Raw genomic sequence first — 14,012 nt, forward strand, 5'->3', positions numbered from 1 at the left:
GAGCTGCTCATGGAAGCTGCGGGGCATCAGGGACCACTCGTCGACGTACGCGCCCCGGCAGGTCATGCCCCGGAGCCGGTTCTCGCTGCGTTCGTCGTTGAAGGTGATGACCTCGACCGTGGTGCCGAGGATCGTGGCGGTCGGCGCCCCGGGTGTACGTCGTCGCCTTGGCCAGCGGTCCGAAGAGCACCGGGTCTCGCAGCGGGTTGAAGATGTTCCGGACCGCCGTGTCGTACGTCTTCGCGGTAACGACCAGGTCCCGCTCTTTCGGGGTCTTCGGGTCGGCGAGGTACATCAGCCACCGGAGCAGACCGGAGGCGGTCTTCCCGGACCGGATGGCGCCCTCGGCGAGGTTGACGAAGAAGTTGCTCTCGCAGACGTACTCGATCTGCTTCTCCGACAGGGGCAGGCCCCGGAGGTCGACGCCGGTCACGTCGCGTCCTTACGCGCGTTGATCAGGGCTTCGCGCAGGTCGGTGAGCATGCTCTTCTCGGACTCGTTGCCGGTGGCCTTGTCGTACTCGGCCAGCTTGAGTGCGGTGTTGGCGAGGGCCTGAATGGCGCTGGCGATGTCCCGCTTGTCCCGGAACGGCGGCTCGTCGACGTCGCGCTCGTTGTAGTCGTTCTCCTTGCCACCGAAGTTGTAGATCTTGGCCTTGGAGAACATCTGGCCCATCAGCTTCTGGGCACCCGCGAGTGCGTCGACCTGGAGCTTGGCGCGGCGGGCGGCGGCGTCGTCCTTCTTGGCCTGGGTGGCGACCTTCGTGCGCTCCCGGTCGAACGTCAGGCCGAGCTCGTCGGCGATGCGGGAGATGGTCTTCCCCGAGCGGCCCATCTCCTTCGCGATGGCGTTCCGGCTCAGCTTCTGGGCGTGCAGCTCCTTGACGCGGTCGTAGTCGGCCTGGGTGACGGGGCGGGGGCGGGTCATGGGTCACCTCGTCACGGCCCTTGGCCGGTCAGGGGTCGGCGGACAACTCGACGTGGGCGGGCGGGGCGGCGAACCCGACCGGAGAGCTGCGGGCGTATCCGGCCGTCTCGCGGAACAGGTCGAGTGCCTTGGCGGCGACGACGTCCAGGGGCTCGGCGGCTTCGACGATGACGGTGTGGCCGGCCACGGTGACGTCCACCTTGCCGGGGCGGGCGGATCGGTCACGACTGCTCCGAGGGGGAATTCCCGCCCTGCGGGGATGTTGACCACATTCGGTGCCGGCAGTGGGGCCGGCCGAGTCCATAGGGGGCGGATCATGCCGAACAACGGCAACGATGAAAACGAGCTGCTCCGCGAGGCGAAGGTGTCGATCCTCAAGAAGATCACCGAGCTCAACACCACCTCCGTGGGCCTGAAGGGGACCCTGGAGCTCGCGATGGCGTACACCGTGCTCGACCGGGGGAAGCTGCCGGCGAGACGCCGAAGAGCTGACCGGGTGTGCGGGCAGGCCGGCCACCCACAGCGACCTGCCCGCGTTCCCCCGGCGCGTCCGACCTGGACGCGAAACAGCCCGGGAGCCGTGGGGCTCTACCGGGCTGCGGACAGACTCCGCCTATGGGAGTCGGTGAACAATCATCATGCGGCGAGGGCGACTCCAACGTCAACTCGGCGTCGTCGTCCGCGGCCGCCGGTGCGCTTGTCCGCCTCAATGCGGGCGGCTTCGTCCAATGGGCTGTAGCCGCGCTGGGTGGTGAGGCCGTCCCGGTCCCGCCACCGCCGGACCATCGCGGTGGTGATGTCGACGCCCAGGCGGTGGACGAGCTGCTGGCGGTGCCCCACTGCCGGCCGGCGTACGGGAGGAGTGGGGCCTCGGCGGGGCAGCGGCCGTCGGCGTCGAGGCGGAGACCGCAGCGCGGGCAGCGGGTAGCCATGATCCGAGCGTACCTTCCTAGGCTACTTCGGATGGCTCCACCATAAGTGGCATTATGGTGCCCCATTTTTGGGGCTAATCGGACATCGGCAGCCGCCCTGGTTCCCCTACGCACCGACGTGATTTCGACTGGACGGGTCGGTGAAAATTGATGGCGACTCACCTATGAACCAGGAGGACGAGTGGAACGAGCCGAACGCTTCCTCGCTGCGCTGCGCGAGACGCTCGAGCTTACGGATCGGCTGAACAAGCGCAGTCTCGAGCGGCAGTTCTGGGTGCCCCGGCCATCTTCGGTGTTCGACCGTGAGTTGCAGAACACTCAGGTTGACAAGCGGGGCATCCCGTGGGGACAAGATGAGGCAACGTACGCGTTCGAGATGGCCTACATGAGCATGTTTGCAGTTGGCGACCACCTGGCGGCCATCCATACGCTCCTCCAGCCCCCGATACCGGTGCTCGGTCAGGCGGTTCTGGCCAGATCGGTCTTCGAGAGCGCCGCCTTCGCCTTCTGGATCATGGACCCCCACATCACCGTGCGCCAGCGGGTGGCCAGGGCGTACCTCGTGTTCTGGTCCGAGGCCAAGAGGAACCTCAAGGTGACCCCGAAGCACGAGACGGCCAACGTCGCCGCCGCTCAGATGCATCTCGACAAGGTCTTAGGGCGCATCGACGAGTTGGGGCTCAGCAGAGCCGGTGTCACCGTCGAAGGTGAGCAGATCCCGTCGAAGACGGTCCTAGTCGCGGAGCTATTCGCTGACGACCTCCTACAACCCCACAAGAACATTTACTCGCCCTACTCTGGCGTAACCCACGGGGAGATGACGGCGCTAATGACTCGCAAACTCACCCCAACCGGTGCCGACCCTGTCTGGTCCATCACGCCGCGGCAACTCACCGAGAACGTCGAACTCGCGATGGCCGCGTTCCGAGCGCTCCACCGGCGGCTCTGCTTCGGTGGTATGGGTGCTCAGGGTATGGGCGGCCAGCCGGGGTTGGAGCACAGGCTCTGGGAGAACAACGTGGGACGCCGCCTAGAAGCCATCCACCGGGCTCTGGTCTAAGCATCAGATGGCGTTCAGCACTTGGCCCTTCCGGTCAGCCTTCCGGGCCACAGCGAGTACGGCGGCCCGGGGCCAGATGTGCGCGACGCCTTCCACCGCACCGTCCAGCCCGCACCGGCAGCCCTGGCCGGTGCACAGGCACTGCTCGGCGCACACCACCGTCCCACCTCCGGGCCGGCGGTCTGCACCTCGAGGCGACGCACCTGGCACACCGGGCACGGCGGCTCACCGGGCACGAGGGACCGCTCGGCGTAGAGGCCGACGGCGTTGCGGATCCAGGCGTCCTCGTCGGCCAGGTGCCGAGCCACGATCGCGGCGGTGCCAGGCAGGAGAGCGGGGATGCCGGCGATGAGGCGGCCGAGCGGGTCGGTGTCGGCGGCGAGCCGGGTCATGACGGCGAGTCCGGCGATGCGCCGGTCAGCGCGGTCGGAGAGCACTTCCACCGGTTGATGCGGGGCATCCGGTCGGCGGTGGCGACCATGTCCGGGGTGGGATCTCCGTGCCCACCGAGCGCGTGCGCCGCCCCCAGGACGGTGAGCGAAGCGCCTCCGGAGCTTCGAGCTGCTCGGCGGCGATCTGCTTGGCCTCGTCGTCGGCGAGCTGGGCGAGGTGGGTATGCGCCTTCCGGAGGGACCAGGCGTTGGCGGTGGCGTGCAGGTGGTACGGAGTCATCGGGCCTTCCGGGTGAGCAGGTTGATGGCGGCGCAGCCGAGCCAGGCCGCGGTGAGGGCGAGGAGGGTGGGCGGCGGCGGGTTGCCCCAGGTGCGTGCGGCGGCGTCGAGGGCGAGTACGGCGGCCGCCCCCGCCACCAGTGCGGCGGCGGAGGCGGCCAGGATGTGGCGGGTCACAGGTGCGCCCCGGACGGCTGGATGGTGACCACGGGCTGGATGACGTCGTCCGGCCAGGGCTGGTCGTCGTCGGGGTGCAGGTGCAGTTGCCGATGCCGCAGCACTCCCGGCGCAGTCGTACTCTTCGCAGTCGCAGATGCCGTCGTCGCCGCTGCACAGGTACGAGCGCGGGCTACGCGCAGCCGTGGTCGCAGCGTGGGCAGTCGCAGGAACGATGCCATCGCCTGGCCGGCGTACGGGTCAGGAAGGCCGCAGACGTCGCACCTCACCGGTCAGCCCTCCACCGGCGCGGCTTGCGCCTGCTTGGCGGCCAGGCGATGCACTCGTCGTGGAGTAGCCCGCTGGCTGCCGCTGCCAGGTGTACGCCTCGCCCTTGTAGACGCCGCGGCGGCAGTACTTGCAGGTGGTGAGGTAGGTGGTGGTGTTGCCGCTGGGCTTGAGGCTGGTGAGTGCGGTGGTGGGTCGGATCCGGGGACCGGTCAGCCCTCCTGCTGGTCGAGGGCCGCCAGGACGGCTTCAACGCACTTCTCCCACACCGACAGCGGCACGAACGGCCCGATGTCCAGCAGGGTGCGGGTGAGGGCGTTGAAGACCAGGGCGTGACGGCGGCGGCGGTCGCTCGTCGTCCTGCGCGCGGGGCCCGGCGGAACGAGGGCGGCGGCCTTCGCGCGGTCCGCCATGCCGGAAAGCAGCTCGGCCAGCGCAGCGCGCATCTCGTCGTCGGTGGGCTCGGGTGCGATTTTCCGGGCGCACGCCTTGATGGTGCGCTTACGGGCGGCGCGTGGGCCGGTGCCTCCTACGTCGCCCATTTCCTCGGCCCATGCCACAGTAGGTCGCTGGCCTCGGTGAACGCCTGGCGCTTGGCCTGCTCCAGTGCGGCTCGCGCCTGGTCGCGTTCGGCGGTGAGGGTGGCGATTTGCCGGTCGCGGTCGTACATCTCGGCGAGTCGGCCGGTGGCGAGGAGTCGGGCGGCGTCGCGGTCGCGGCGGAGCTGCTCCGGCTCGTCGTGCACCGGGAGGGTCGGCTGGCGACCGGGGCGTCTCCGGCGTCGTACGGGGCCGCGTCGGCGGGCTGCTGGCCCAGGTCGAGCTTGCCGAACGGGGCGAGCTGTCCGGCGCCCTCGCGGATTAGGCGTGCGTTCCAGTGCTCGCCGGGAAGCTCGGTGCCGGTGGGCATGGCGCGGGTGTCGGGGGTCTGGTCGGTCACGGTGTCCTCCGGGTCAGGCGCGGGTGCCGTGGGTGGCGTAGACGGTGGGCTCGGTCGGGGTGCCGGTGGACGTCTGCGCGCCGCCGGGCGTGGACTGGTAGGCGGCGGCGTGGAGGGCGTCGCACAGCCGGCCGAGCGGGTCGTCCTGGGGGCGTCGTCGACGAGGTGCTGGTGGAGGGTGGCCAGCTCGGTGGGGCTGTAGGCCGTGGCGAGGGCGTCGGCGAGGGCGGTGTCAGCGGGCACGGTGGGTCTCCTCGAGTTCGTGGCGGATGGCTCGTGCGCGGGCGGGGGTGACGTAGGGGTACTGCCGTCCGAGGGCTTCGTCGTCGTCCTCGGGGGCCGGCGGGGGACGTGGGCCTGGGCGCGTCGGATGGCCTCGCGGGCGCTGGCCCTGGCCCGCTTCATGCCGGGCGTCAGGTGTCGGGTGGTCATGCGCTGCTCCGGGTGTGGGTGGCGCAGGCGTTGCCGGCGATCGGGTCGACGGCGAGGGTGGTCTGCCCTTCGGCGTGGCACTGGAGGCAGAAGCCGAAGCCCTCGCGGGTGGGCTGCCGGTCGGAGTTGGTCACCAGGCGGAGGTTCGGACCGCGACCGGGCTGCGTCTCGCGCGCGCGGTCGTGAGTAACGGTGGGAGCTTGCGGTGGTAGCTGTTCCGCCGGAGAGAGTGAGCTTTCAATCCCAGTCCCAGGCGCCGGAGGCGACTGGGGGCGCAGGGGGTCTGGGGGCAGCGTGCCCCAGAGGGAGGTTCCTGGGTGGTTTCTCGGGTGGTTCCCGGACGGTTCACGGGTGGTTCGGGGGCGCTGCGTCCGTACGTACGTCGTCAGGATCCGTACGTACGGACTCTGTGTCGGTACGTACGAACGCAGAATCCGTACGTACCGACTCTGCGTCCGTACGCTGCTTCTTCTGCTTGCGCCGGTACTCCCGCAGCCGGGCTGCCTCAGCCGCCTTCTTCTCATCGATCTCGGCCTCTAGCTGAGCCCGCTCAGCGGGGTCGCGCTTCTTGGTCATGTCGAGGTTCCAGCGGGGGTGCCCCACCGGGTGGTGCCGTCGGGGACCAGGAGGCCGGCGGCCTCGAGCCGAAGCTCGGCGCGCTGGATCGTCCGCTCGTCGAAACCGGTGCGCCAGATGACGTCGGCGATGCTGGCGTGGGTGTCGCGGCCGAACTCGTCGGCACGCTCGGCACGGGCGACGAGCACCGCGCGGGCCGTCGTGTCCGGCAGGCCGGCCTTTGTGCGCAGCATGGGTGCCTCGTCGAGGGCCCACTGCACGGCCTGGTAGCTCACCCGGTGCTCCTGATCTGCTGGTACTAGTCGGTCGGGGTGGCGGTCCGGGCCCCGGGGAGGTGAGGCCCGGACCGTACGGTCAGCGGGGCTCGGCGTCCGGCCAGCAGGCGTCCTCGGTGCACGCCTGGGCGCCGCGGTGGTCCGCCCACGCGGCGGAGAGCAGCGAGCACTCGTCGTCGTCCTGGGCGCACGCGGCCACCGGGACGGAGGACCTCTGTTCCTTGCCGAAGACGAACTTCCCGTTGGGCCGCTGGACGTACGTCGGCCGGTGGGCGACGGAGCCAGCACCGAAGGGCAGCCGGACGGCGACGGACGACCCGCCGTTGGTCAGCTCACGGGCAGGCGGGGCATGGTCGTGGTGGTCACGATGGTTCTCCTCGGTCTGGTCGTGCCGGGTGGCCATGGCGACGAGCAGGACCCGGCGGCGGTAGGCGGTGTGCTCTGGGTGCTCCCGGGCGATCTCCTCCGGCCGCGGCCACCGTTCGGCGATGACGGCCTGGAGCAGCTCGGCCCGGTTCATCAGCCGGTCCGGATGGAGGCGCGGCGGCGGGCCCGCTGGCGGGTGACGGTGCGCGTCGTGACGCCGAGCCGCTTAGCGATCTCCCGGGCGGACTCGCCGCGTGCGGTGAGTCGGTCGATCGCGGCGTGAATCTCCGGCAGGGTCATCTGCGCCGGTCGCGGACCGTCGACGGCCCGGTCCACGACGACCTCGTCGAAGCCGTGTCTGGGTGCGCGCTGGTTGCTGACGGACCCTCGGATGTAGCCGCGGCTCAGGTAGCCGCGATGGTTGGCGGCCTTGGCGGCGGCGATGGCCTCGGGCAGCAGCAGCGCTGGTGGCGGCGTGCGCTGGCGGTGCCGTGCCTGCGGGCCGGACAGTCCGGTGTGGCGGTCACTGGTCTCCTCCGATCCTGCGTAGCTGTTCGGCTTGGGCGGCATCGCGGTCGGCCTCGAGGGCGGCGACCGCGGCCTGGTCGTGCACCCCGTTGGCCTCGGGGAGACGGCACCGGTGGCAGCAGCCGGGCGTCTGGTCGGACTCCTGGTACGGGTGCGGGTCGGGGCGGCGGATCGTGGCGATCGTGCGGCGGCTCACCGGACACCAGCCCGGACGGTGATGGTCACGGTGACCGGGGTCAGCGGCCCGCACTCGTGGTCGCCGTACGGCCGGCTGTACCGGGCACCGCAGGCCCGGCAGGCGTACGACTCGTAGGCGGTGAGCACCTCCGGTCCGGGCACCGGTGCCGGCGCGGCGCCGGCCGTGAAGGTGGCGCACGTGGTGCAGTGCCGGCAGCCTCCCAGGACTTCTCGCCCCACTTCAGGCCAGCGCGGTGGCAGGCCCGGACGTGCCCGCAGGTGCACATGAGCTCGAGGGCCGTGGGAGCTGCCATCACGCACCGCCCGGATCCGGTCCAGCTCGTCGGCCAGCTCCCGGCGGAGCGCCTCCAGGTGGTGGATCTCGTCGCGCAGGGCCGGGATGTCGTCGGCGCAGAGCCGGGCGTAGAGGTTGACCGTCCAGGCTCCGGAGTCGCGGGCCTCGACGTAGGCGGTGTACCGCTCGCCGATGCCGTCGAGGTCGGCCGGGAGGCGAGGCGGCCCGGCCGGGGCCGGCGTGGTGCCGGCCCCGGGAACAGCGGAATGACCTCAGCCACCGGACACCACCGCCGGCCCGCACTGCGGAGACTCACCAGACCGGCAGATCCGCTCCGTCAGGTCCATCTGGCCCTGGTTGTAGCGGTCCCACGCCTCCGCGCGCTCCGTGTGCGTGGTGCGGGCGTCCATCAACTGGCCGCCGCCCACCTCACGCGGGTTGCGCGGGTCGTAGGAGTAGTCCTGCCAGTCCCGCCAGATCTGCTGGTGTGCCCCGCACAGGCCGGCGGGGGTCCGGCGGCTGAAGCGCGCGTACTCACCCACGGGACGCTCCGGCGGGCAGCGGGGCGGGCCAGGTGGCGCGGATGGCCGGGTTACACAGGAAGCAGTTGCAGCGCGACTTCTGGTCGGCCGCAGCCCGCTCCTGCTCCCGCTCGACGATCCCGGGCAGGCAGGCCATGCACAGGTCGCCGTGCATCGGCTCCAGGCCGGCAGCGATCTGCTCCTCGTCGGTCGCCCACTGGCAGCCGCCGGGGCACGGGCTGTTCTCGGTGCAGCCGCACCGGCGGCAATCCACGATCTCGCCGCCACCGGCGTCGATCGGGTCCGGGGCGTCCGGCATGATCGCGGACTCCGGCCACCGCGGGGCCGGCGGCACCGGCGCCGCACCGGCCGGGCCGGCGTACCGGTCGATCCAGGCCAGCCCGTACCGGTCGAGCTGCCGCTGCGCCCGGGTCACCGCGACGTACGCCAGCATCGCCTCGTCCTCGGCGATCCGGTGCGTCCCGTCCTCCTGCTGGCGGGGCTCCGGGAAGTCGTCGGCGATCAGCACCGACCCCCACTCCCGGCCCTTGGCCTTGTGCGCGGTGCTGACCACCACGTCCGCGCGGTCCTCATCCACCAGGGCGTCACACACCCGGATCACCTCGCGGGTGCCGTGCTTGTCGATCAGCCGCACGAACACCGCAGGTCGGACCCGCTCGCGTCGTGCTCGACGTACTCCTGGACCTCCGCCCAGCTCTGGAAGGCGAACAGTTCCGGGTGATCCGTCGGGAGCTTGGCCTGCAACCGCTGGGCGGCCTCGGCCATCCGCCGGATGTCGGTGCCGCCACCGACGAGCGCGACCCGGCGGCCCTGGTCGATGGCGTCCATGACCCGCAGGACCGCCCCGCCGTTGGACCGGCACAGGATCGCGTCCGGCTCGTCAACGGGCCCGACCCGGGACGGGATCCGGTCGTACCCGGTCAGCCGCAGCGGCGTTTCCAGCAGGGACAGCCACTTGTTCGCCTCCGCGGCGACCGCCGGCCCGAACCGGAAGGACTGGCTGAGCTGGAAGCGGCGGCCGTCGAAGCTGGCCATGGCGTCGGTCGCGCCCCGCCAGCCGTAGATGGCCTGCGCGCGGTCGCCCACGAGGATCCGCTGCGCCGGCTGCCGCGACACCAGGCCGGCGACGGCCGGGTTGGAGTCCTGCGCCTCGTCCAACAGCACGTAGTCGGCGTGGATCACCGGGTCGGCAAGGATCCACATCTTCAGGTACATGTCGTGGGTGAAGCGCAGCCGGCCGTCGAGCTGGGTGAGGTCGGTGTCCCACGCCTTCTGCGCGATGGGGATCAGGTACTTCGCCAGCTCTGCCTGGCCGGGCCGGTCGAGGCCGTTGACCAGCGGCACGTGCATCCGCTGGACCTCGCGGTCGTCGGAGTAGCAGAACCGCTGCACCGTCTCCCCGACGAGGCGGGCGAGCTGCTGAGGGGCGAGCATCGTCTCGCCGAGCTTCACCGGCTCGTTCAGGCCGAGGATGATCGCGGCCTGCCGAGCCGGAATGCGGGGCCCGTTGAGCCGGTGGGCGTACTGCCGGCCAACCGCCCCGTACGCGAAGGAGTGCGCCGTCTTGCAGGTGACGCTGCTCGGGAACTCCTTGGCCGCGTCGGTGGCGATGCTCTTGTTGTAGGCCAGGTAGGCGCCACGCCGGTTCGCCCGGTCGCGGGCCAGCATCTTCAGGGTGGACGTCTTGCCGGTGCCGGCACCGGCCTCGATGGTCAGGTCGTCGCCGGTGCGGGCGGCCTCGATGATCGCGGCCTGCTCGTCCGTGGGGTATGGCTCATCCGGCCATCTCCATCTCGCGCTGCGCGGGCGGGGTCTGCTGGGCGATGAACGACTCGGTCCGCTCGATCACCCGGGCCACCTCGTCGTCCGTGAGGTCGTTGGTGCTGCCGACCGGCCGGTTGGCGATGTCGCTGACGTACGCCAGGCGCTCGTCCCGGTCGGTGATGTCGGCCTGGCCGAGGAGGGCGAACATCTTCCGGCGCTGCGGGTCGTTGCCCGGGTTCTTCGCCGGCGGGAACAACTCGTTCTTCCGGGCCTTCCACCGGCCCTGGATGTGCTCGGCCTCGGCCGGGCTGATCCGGCCCTCGTTGACCGCCTCGCCGGCGGCCCGCCACACCCGGCGGAGCCCGGTCTCGTCGCTGGCCTGCGCCAGGTCGTGAAGCAGACCGGTGGCGGCCGCGGAGAGGGCAGCGGGCGGCCCGGAGGTCGGCCGGTTGGCCGGCGGCCCGGACACGGGACGGTCGTCGTCCGGCTCGGCCGGCTGCATCGCGACCAGGTCCCGGACGTGCGCCTCGGCCGGCGCGCATTGCAGCGTGTCGAAGACGATGTTCTCGACCGTCCAGTTCCGCGCCAGCTCGATCGGGTCGTCGTAGCCGGGCCGGATACCGACGTGCACCGACCGGACACCGATCACCGTGCCCGGCTTCGACCGGTCCAGCCGGATCCAGCACGACACGTCGAAGCCGAGCGTCTTGTGGCCCTCGACCCGGTACTCGCGCTGACGCTCGATCGGCTTGCCGGCGTCGTCGAGGGCGGCTACCTCCTTGCCGCGGGCCGTCAGCAGGACGATGCCCGGGAAGGTCATCAGGGTGGTCATCAGCTTGCGGTGGCGGGCACCGGCCTCGTTCCACAGGTCCATCGAGATCTTCGGCTCTTCGTCCGGGCCGAGGGGCTTCGCGTTGTACTTCCGGACCTTGACCTCGTGGCGGCGGCGGGCCTTGTCGGAGGCCCAGTCCTTGAGCAGGTCCCACTCGGCGGTCATCGAGTCGATGACCAGCACCACCGGCGGTTCACCGGCGGCGGCCGCGCGGGCGGCCTCGGCCTTGACGGCGTCGACAGCGCCCTGGATCTGCGCCCAGGTGCCGTTGTGCTCGACGACCAGGTAGTTCGCGCCGGGGATGGCGCCGTACTCGTCGGCGGCTCCCTCGCCGAGGTCGATCCAGTACATCTGGCCGATCCGCGGGGAGGTGGAGAACTGGGCGCAGGCCCAGGACTTGCCGGACTTCTCGCCGCCCTCGATGAGGATGAGCGGCCACGGGACACGGCCGGTCGGGCGGCGGGTCTTCAGGGTGGTCATGCGCTGGGTCCTTCGGTACGCGCGGTCTGGATGTCGTCGAGGCGGAGCCGGCCGGTGCGGTCGTCCGGGCCGGCCGGGAGCTGCCGGGTGGCCCACCAGCCGGGGGCGAGGGCCTGCCGGTCGGCCGGGTGCAGGGGCGACCAGTCGCCGGGCACGGGCCGGTCGATGAGGTGCCGCTCGCCGCGCCGGCCGTGGCTGGCCCGGTGGCGGCCGATGTAGCCGTCGGGGGCCGGCCCACGGTGGGGGCCGGCACGACGGTGGGCTGCTGCTGGGTGGGGGCGTCGAGGTGGATCACCGGGGTCCGTCCTCTCGGTGGGTGTTGGCGTAGGTCTCGATGGCCGCGATGTCGTCGGGGGTGAGCAGGGCGGCGGCGGTGCTCCGGATGGCGGCCCGACGCAGGGCCACCACCTCGGCCCGCAGCTCGCGGTTCTCGGCCTGCGCGTCGCGGCGGTCCCGGTCGGCGGCCCAGAGCAGACCGGCGAGCACGGCGACGACGACCAGGGCCACAGCCAGGGCGACGGCCATCACGCGGCGGCCCTCCCAGCGAGGTACGCCTCCGGGGCCGGGTACCAGCCGAGCGACACCCCGACCCAGTACGCGCACTCCTCGTCGTGCAGGTCACCGGCGATGTGCCCGCACGGCAGGGCGTCCACGGTGATCAGGCCGGTCGGCTGGGTGGGCTCGTCGTCGTCCCGCCGGGCCGGCTGGGTCGGGGCCGGCATGGGCCGGGCCGGTCCGGGCGGCATCGGCTGCTCGCCCGGCCATGCGGCGGCCACGTCCCGAACCCGACGGCGGCCCGTGCCAGCCGGCACCGTGGCGTCCAGCTCCGGGTACCACGTCTGCCGCAGGCCCCGACCGGTTCGCTTCGCGTCGTACATCGCCACGTCGACCCGGCGCAGCGTCTCCGCCAGATCGGCCAGCGCGGTGGTGACACCGACCGTGCCGGTGACCGTGATCTGCCCGGTGGGCAGGTCCACCGGCCACGACGTCACCAGGTCGGCCAGCATGTCCGGTGCGGCGAGCAGCAGCAGCTCGTCGCCGCCGAGCCGGACCGCCGTGCCGTACAGGCGCAGCCCGGCGGCGACCGCGACCAGGGCGGCGTCTCCGGCGGCGTGGCCGAGGGTGTCGTTGATGTCCTTGAAGTGGTCGAGATCGACCAGGGCGACGGCGAGGCCGGCGGGCCGTTCGGCCGGCCAGGTCTCCTCGAGCCAGCGCCGGTTGTACAGGCCGGTGAGCGGGTCGGTGGTGGCCTGCCAGGTGCGCTCGGCGAGCCGCTGCTCGAGGTGCGCCTCGCGGATCTCCAGGTAGGCGATGCGGGCCTGGAGGGCGTCGACGTCGATGGTGGGGGCGGTCACCGGGCACCGCCCTGCGTGGCCTCGAGCGCGGCGCGCAGCTTCGCGTTCTCCGCCTCCAGCTCGACGCGCGACCGGAGCTTCTCCTGCCGCGTCGGCGGGTTCGGCATCCGCGCCGCCGCCGCCACCCGAACCTTGCCGAGCGTCGCCTTCATCTTCCGCTCGGTGCTCCGGTTGTTCCCCGCCCCTCGGTCTGGGTCAGGGCCGTCGTGCCGAAAGCGGCGGCGAGGGCGTCCACGACCGGCACCGCGCGGTCCGCGTCGGACTCGACGTAGCTGGTGTAGATGCCCAGGTAGGGGCCGAAGACCGGCGGCGTGTCCGTGCCGGCGAGGGCGGCGGCCCGTTCGGCGATCGTGCGCAGGTCGGCGGCGAGGGACAGCCACCAGTCGGCCTTGATGCAGTCGGCGCAGTGCAGGCCGCCCGGCTCCGGGGTTCCGGTGCACCCGTGTCCCGGGGTGAGCAGGTTCAGGCAGGCCGGCTGAACGCTGTCCGGGGCGAGCCCGGCACCGGTCACCGCGCCCACCACCTGGCCGAGGTCCAGGCCGGACAGGGTCACCGTGTGCTGTCCGTCCGGGTAGACGACCGCGCTGGCCTCCCGACCCGACGGGTGGATCAGGCCGTAGACGGTGGCGTCGTCGGCGATCTCGTAGCTGTGGTCCGCCTTCCAGCCGGCGGCGAACAGCTTGCGGAGCAGGGCGATGGCGGGGGTCAGGTCGGGGGTGGTGTCCGGCTCGGCCGGGATGATCGTCGGGATAGGCTGGTCGTGCATCTGGACATCTCCTCTTCAGGGATCCGTGTTGTCCGGGTGTCGAGCCCTCTGCCGTTGCCGCGGCCGGGGGCTCAGCTCGTCTTGGTGCGGGGCCGGCGGCGGGCGACCCGCTCCGCCGTCCCAGCGAGGTCCTGCTCGCGCTGGCTCGCCGTCGCGCTCGTGACCGTTGCGCCCTGGAGTAGCTCCAAGACCTGCTCGCCGGTGAGGTAGCGCTGCTTGCCGATCTTGATGTGGGTGAACGCCCGCTTCCGGGCCTTCCGCTGGAGACCGATCAGCGACAGCCGATACCGCTCCGCGACCTCCTCCAGCAGGTGGAGCTCGGGCAGTGCCTGGGTCATCCCGTCCTCTCTTCCGCCTTGACGGTGTGGGCCTCGAGGTAGGCGGTGAGGCTGGAGAGCGGGATGCGGATCGAGCCGTTTGGGCCGTCGGCCTTGATCGCTGTGAGCGCGCCGGCCTTGATGTACCGGCCGATGCTCCAGCGGGAGACCCGCAAGCTCTTCGCGACCTCGTCGACGGTCAGGTACTGCTCCGTCGTCTCCACCCGCACCCTCACCACCTTGCATCGAATCGTAGCGTGTCCGTGCGATTCAAGACGTTAGACGACACGGCAAGACGATGCAAGACGCTACGGTGCAAGTTGCAGTGACGGGC

General features: G+C 71.6%; 26 protein-coding genes. 1 reads left to right on the top strand and 25 read right to left on the bottom strand.

Annotation, left to right across the window (positions count from 1 at the left end; genetic code table 11):
• Positions 1-7: 7 nt before the first annotated feature.
• From GA0074692_RS33390 to GA0074692_RS35145, 3 genes are read right to left on the bottom strand one after another with little or no spacing between them, the layout of a single operon-like run.
• Positions 8-433 carry a hypothetical protein gene (locus GA0074692_RS33390; protein ID WP_245730840.1) on the bottom strand — a complete coding sequence of 142 codons (426 nt, stop codon included), beginning with the start codon at positions 431-433 and terminating at the stop codon, positions 8-10.
• On the bottom strand, positions 430-927 hold the full coding sequence (locus GA0074692_RS33395; RefSeq protein WP_091638469.1) for a helix-turn-helix domain-containing protein: 498 nt from the start codon (positions 925-927) through the stop codon (positions 430-432). The genes GA0074692_RS33390 and GA0074692_RS33395 overlap by 4 nt, the downstream gene beginning before the upstream one ends.
• Before the next feature lie 28 nt (positions 928-955).
• Entirely contained in the window at positions 956-1,114 is a 159-nt protein-coding gene (locus GA0074692_RS35145; RefSeq protein ID WP_176738765.1) for a hypothetical protein, read from the bottom strand.
• 926 nt (positions 1,115-2,040) lie between these two features.
• On the opposite strand from GA0074692_RS35145, the gene GA0074692_RS33405 reads away from it, so the two are divergent.
• Positions 2,041-2,919 carry a hypothetical protein gene (locus GA0074692_RS33405; protein WP_091638472.1) on the top strand — a complete coding sequence of 293 codons (879 nt, stop codon included), beginning with the start codon at positions 2,041-2,043 and terminating at the stop codon, positions 2,917-2,919.
• 14 nt (positions 2,920-2,933) lie between these two features.
• Here the strand turns inward: GA0074692_RS33405 and GA0074692_RS36350 are convergent, their stop codons facing one another.
• The 22 genes from GA0074692_RS36350 to GA0074692_RS33485 all read right to left on the bottom strand — a co-directional run bounded on the left by GA0074692_RS36350 (position 2,934) and on the right by GA0074692_RS33485 (position 13,908).
• Positions 2,934-3,362: a hypothetical protein gene (locus GA0074692_RS36350; RefSeq protein WP_245730841.1), complete on the bottom strand. Its 429-nt coding sequence runs from the start codon at positions 3,360-3,362 to the stop codon at positions 2,934-2,936.
• Positions 3,337-3,591 carry a hypothetical protein gene (locus GA0074692_RS36355; RefSeq protein WP_245730842.1) on the bottom strand — a complete coding sequence of 85 codons (255 nt, stop codon included), beginning with the start codon at positions 3,589-3,591 and terminating at the stop codon, positions 3,337-3,339. The genes GA0074692_RS36350 and GA0074692_RS36355 overlap by 26 nt, the downstream gene beginning before the upstream one ends.
• Positions 3,588-3,767 carry a hypothetical protein gene (locus GA0074692_RS33415; protein ID WP_091654715.1) on the bottom strand — a complete coding sequence of 60 codons (180 nt, stop codon included), beginning with the start codon at positions 3,765-3,767 and terminating at the stop codon, positions 3,588-3,590. Before GA0074692_RS33415 ends, GA0074692_RS36355 begins: the two co-directional genes overlap by 4 nt.
• 479 nt (positions 3,768-4,246) lie before the next feature.
• Positions 4,247-4,576, bottom strand: coding sequence for a hypothetical protein (locus GA0074692_RS33420; RefSeq protein WP_091654718.1), 330 nt, complete (start codon positions 4,574-4,576; stop codon positions 4,247-4,249).
• The gene (locus GA0074692_RS33425; RefSeq protein ID WP_091654720.1) at positions 4,564-4,779 is read right to left on the bottom strand and encodes a hypothetical protein; all 216 of its coding nucleotides are present in this window, start codon (positions 4,777-4,779) and stop codon (positions 4,564-4,566) included. The genes GA0074692_RS33420 and GA0074692_RS33425 overlap by 13 nt, the downstream gene beginning before the upstream one ends.
• A gap of 622 nt (positions 4,780-5,401) precedes the next feature.
• Positions 5,402-5,539, bottom strand: a complete 138-nt coding sequence (locus GA0074692_RS35150; protein WP_176738766.1) for a hypothetical protein — start codon at positions 5,537-5,539, stop codon at positions 5,402-5,404.
• 438 nt (positions 5,540-5,977) lie between these two features.
• Positions 5,978-6,256 (bottom strand): helix-turn-helix domain-containing protein, encoded by a 279-nt coding sequence (locus GA0074692_RS33430; RefSeq protein ID WP_091654722.1) that lies wholly within the window; start codon positions 6,254-6,256, stop codon positions 5,978-5,980.
• A gap of 79 nt (positions 6,257-6,335) precedes the next feature.
• Positions 6,336-6,776 carry a hypothetical protein gene (locus GA0074692_RS33435; protein WP_091654724.1) on the bottom strand — a complete coding sequence of 147 codons (441 nt, stop codon included), beginning with the start codon at positions 6,774-6,776 and terminating at the stop codon, positions 6,336-6,338.
• Positions 6,776-7,192, bottom strand: coding sequence for a helix-turn-helix domain-containing protein (locus tag GA0074692_RS33440; protein ID WP_091654726.1), 417 nt, complete (start codon positions 7,190-7,192; stop codon positions 6,776-6,778). Before GA0074692_RS33440 ends, GA0074692_RS33435 begins: the two co-directional genes overlap by 1 nt.
• Positions 7,146-7,346 (bottom strand): hypothetical protein, encoded by a 201-nt coding sequence (locus tag GA0074692_RS35155; RefSeq protein ID WP_091638484.1) that lies wholly within the window; start codon positions 7,344-7,346, stop codon positions 7,146-7,148. Before GA0074692_RS35155 ends, GA0074692_RS33440 begins: the two co-directional genes overlap by 47 nt.
• Positions 7,343-7,567 carry a hypothetical protein gene (locus GA0074692_RS33445; RefSeq protein ID WP_141725496.1) on the bottom strand — a complete coding sequence of 75 codons (225 nt, stop codon included), beginning with the start codon at positions 7,565-7,567 and terminating at the stop codon, positions 7,343-7,345. The genes GA0074692_RS35155 and GA0074692_RS33445 overlap by 4 nt, the downstream gene beginning before the upstream one ends.
• A 327-nt stretch (positions 7,568-7,894) precedes the next feature.
• Positions 7,895-8,164 carry a hypothetical protein gene (locus GA0074692_RS33450; RefSeq protein WP_091638486.1) on the bottom strand — a complete coding sequence of 90 codons (270 nt, stop codon included), beginning with the start codon at positions 8,162-8,164 and terminating at the stop codon, positions 7,895-7,897.
• A complete protein-coding gene (locus GA0074692_RS35500) occupies positions 8,157-8,798 on the bottom strand; it encodes a 3'-5' exonuclease (RefSeq protein ID WP_218106830.1) in 642 nt (213 codons plus the stop codon). Before GA0074692_RS35500 ends, GA0074692_RS33450 begins: the two co-directional genes overlap by 8 nt.
• Positions 8,789-9,910, bottom strand: coding sequence for a UvrD-helicase domain-containing protein (locus GA0074692_RS35505; protein WP_218106832.1), 1,122 nt, complete (start codon positions 9,908-9,910; stop codon positions 8,789-8,791). Before GA0074692_RS35505 ends, GA0074692_RS35500 begins: the two co-directional genes overlap by 10 nt.
• Positions 9,911-9,938: 28 nt before the next feature.
• Positions 9,939-11,240, bottom strand: coding sequence for an AAA family ATPase (locus GA0074692_RS33460; RefSeq protein WP_091638488.1), 1,302 nt, complete (start codon positions 11,238-11,240; stop codon positions 9,939-9,941).
• Entirely contained in the window at positions 11,237-11,395 is a 159-nt protein-coding gene (locus GA0074692_RS35160; protein WP_176738767.1) for a hypothetical protein, read from the bottom strand. Before GA0074692_RS35160 ends, GA0074692_RS33460 begins: the two co-directional genes overlap by 4 nt.
• A gap of 136 nt (positions 11,396-11,531) precedes the next feature.
• On the bottom strand, positions 11,532-11,768 hold the full coding sequence (locus GA0074692_RS33465; protein ID WP_176738221.1) for a hypothetical protein: 237 nt from the start codon (positions 11,766-11,768) through the stop codon (positions 11,532-11,534).
• Positions 11,765-12,595, bottom strand: coding sequence for a GGDEF domain-containing protein (locus tag GA0074692_RS33470; protein ID WP_091654730.1), 831 nt, complete (start codon positions 12,593-12,595; stop codon positions 11,765-11,767). Before GA0074692_RS33470 ends, GA0074692_RS33465 begins: the two co-directional genes overlap by 4 nt.
• Positions 12,592-12,747, bottom strand: a complete 156-nt coding sequence (locus GA0074692_RS35165; protein WP_176738768.1) for a hypothetical protein — start codon at positions 12,745-12,747, stop codon at positions 12,592-12,594. The genes GA0074692_RS33470 and GA0074692_RS35165 overlap by 4 nt, the downstream gene beginning before the upstream one ends.
• Positions 12,744-13,361, bottom strand: coding sequence for a hypothetical protein (locus tag GA0074692_RS33475; RefSeq protein WP_091654733.1), 618 nt, complete (start codon positions 13,359-13,361; stop codon positions 12,744-12,746). Before GA0074692_RS33475 ends, GA0074692_RS35165 begins: the two co-directional genes overlap by 4 nt.
• Positions 13,362-13,432: 71 nt before the next feature.
• Complete coding sequence (locus GA0074692_RS33480) at positions 13,433-13,699, bottom strand: hypothetical protein (protein ID WP_091638492.1); 267 nt, start codon at positions 13,697-13,699, stop codon at positions 13,433-13,435.
• A complete protein-coding gene (locus tag GA0074692_RS33485) occupies positions 13,696-13,908 on the bottom strand; it encodes a helix-turn-helix domain-containing protein (RefSeq protein WP_176738223.1) in 213 nt (70 codons plus the stop codon). The genes GA0074692_RS33480 and GA0074692_RS33485 overlap by 4 nt, the downstream gene beginning before the upstream one ends.
• Positions 13,909-14,012: the final 104 nt, after the last annotated feature.

Origin of the sequence: Micromonospora pallida (assembly GCF_900090325.1) — a bacterium.
Taxonomy (GTDB): Bacteria; Actinomycetota; Actinomycetes; order Mycobacteriales; family Micromonosporaceae; genus Micromonospora; species Micromonospora pallida.

Bases quoted from the DNA above. Each gene is read 5' to 3' on its own strand.
- GA0074692_RS33480 (WP_091638492.1), bottom strand. From the start codon at position 13,699: ATGACCCAGGCACTGCCCGAGCTCCACCTGCTGGAGGAGGTCGCGGAG.
- GA0074692_RS36355 (WP_245730842.1), bottom strand. From the start codon at position 3,591: ATGACTCCGTACCACCTGCACGCCACCGCCAACGCCTGGTCCCTCCGG.
- GA0074692_RS33460 (WP_091638488.1), bottom strand. From the start codon at position 11,240: ATGACCACCCTGAAGACCCGCCGCCCGACCGGCCGTGTCCCGTGGCCG.
- GA0074692_RS33440 (WP_091654726.1), bottom strand. From the start codon at position 7,192: ATGCCGCCCAAGCCGAACAGCTACGCAGGATCGGAGGAGACCAGTGAC.
- GA0074692_RS33435 (WP_091654724.1), bottom strand. From the start codon at position 6,776: ATGAACCGGGCCGAGCTGCTCCAGGCCGTCATCGCCGAACGGTGGCCG.
- GA0074692_RS33395 (WP_091638469.1), bottom strand. From the start codon at position 927: ATGACCCGCCCCCGCCCCGTCACCCAGGCCGACTACGACCGCGTCAAG.
- GA0074692_RS33475 (WP_091654733.1), bottom strand. From the start codon at position 13,361: ATGCACGACCAGCCTATCCCGACGATCATCCCGGCCGAGCCGGACACC.
- GA0074692_RS35165 (WP_176738768.1), bottom strand. From the start codon at position 12,747: ATGAAGGCGACGCTCGGCAAGGTTCGGGTGGCGGCGGCGGCGCGGATG.
- GA0074692_RS33420 (WP_091654718.1), bottom strand. From the start codon at position 4,576: ATGGGCGACGTAGGAGGCACCGGCCCACGCGCCGCCCGTAAGCGCACC.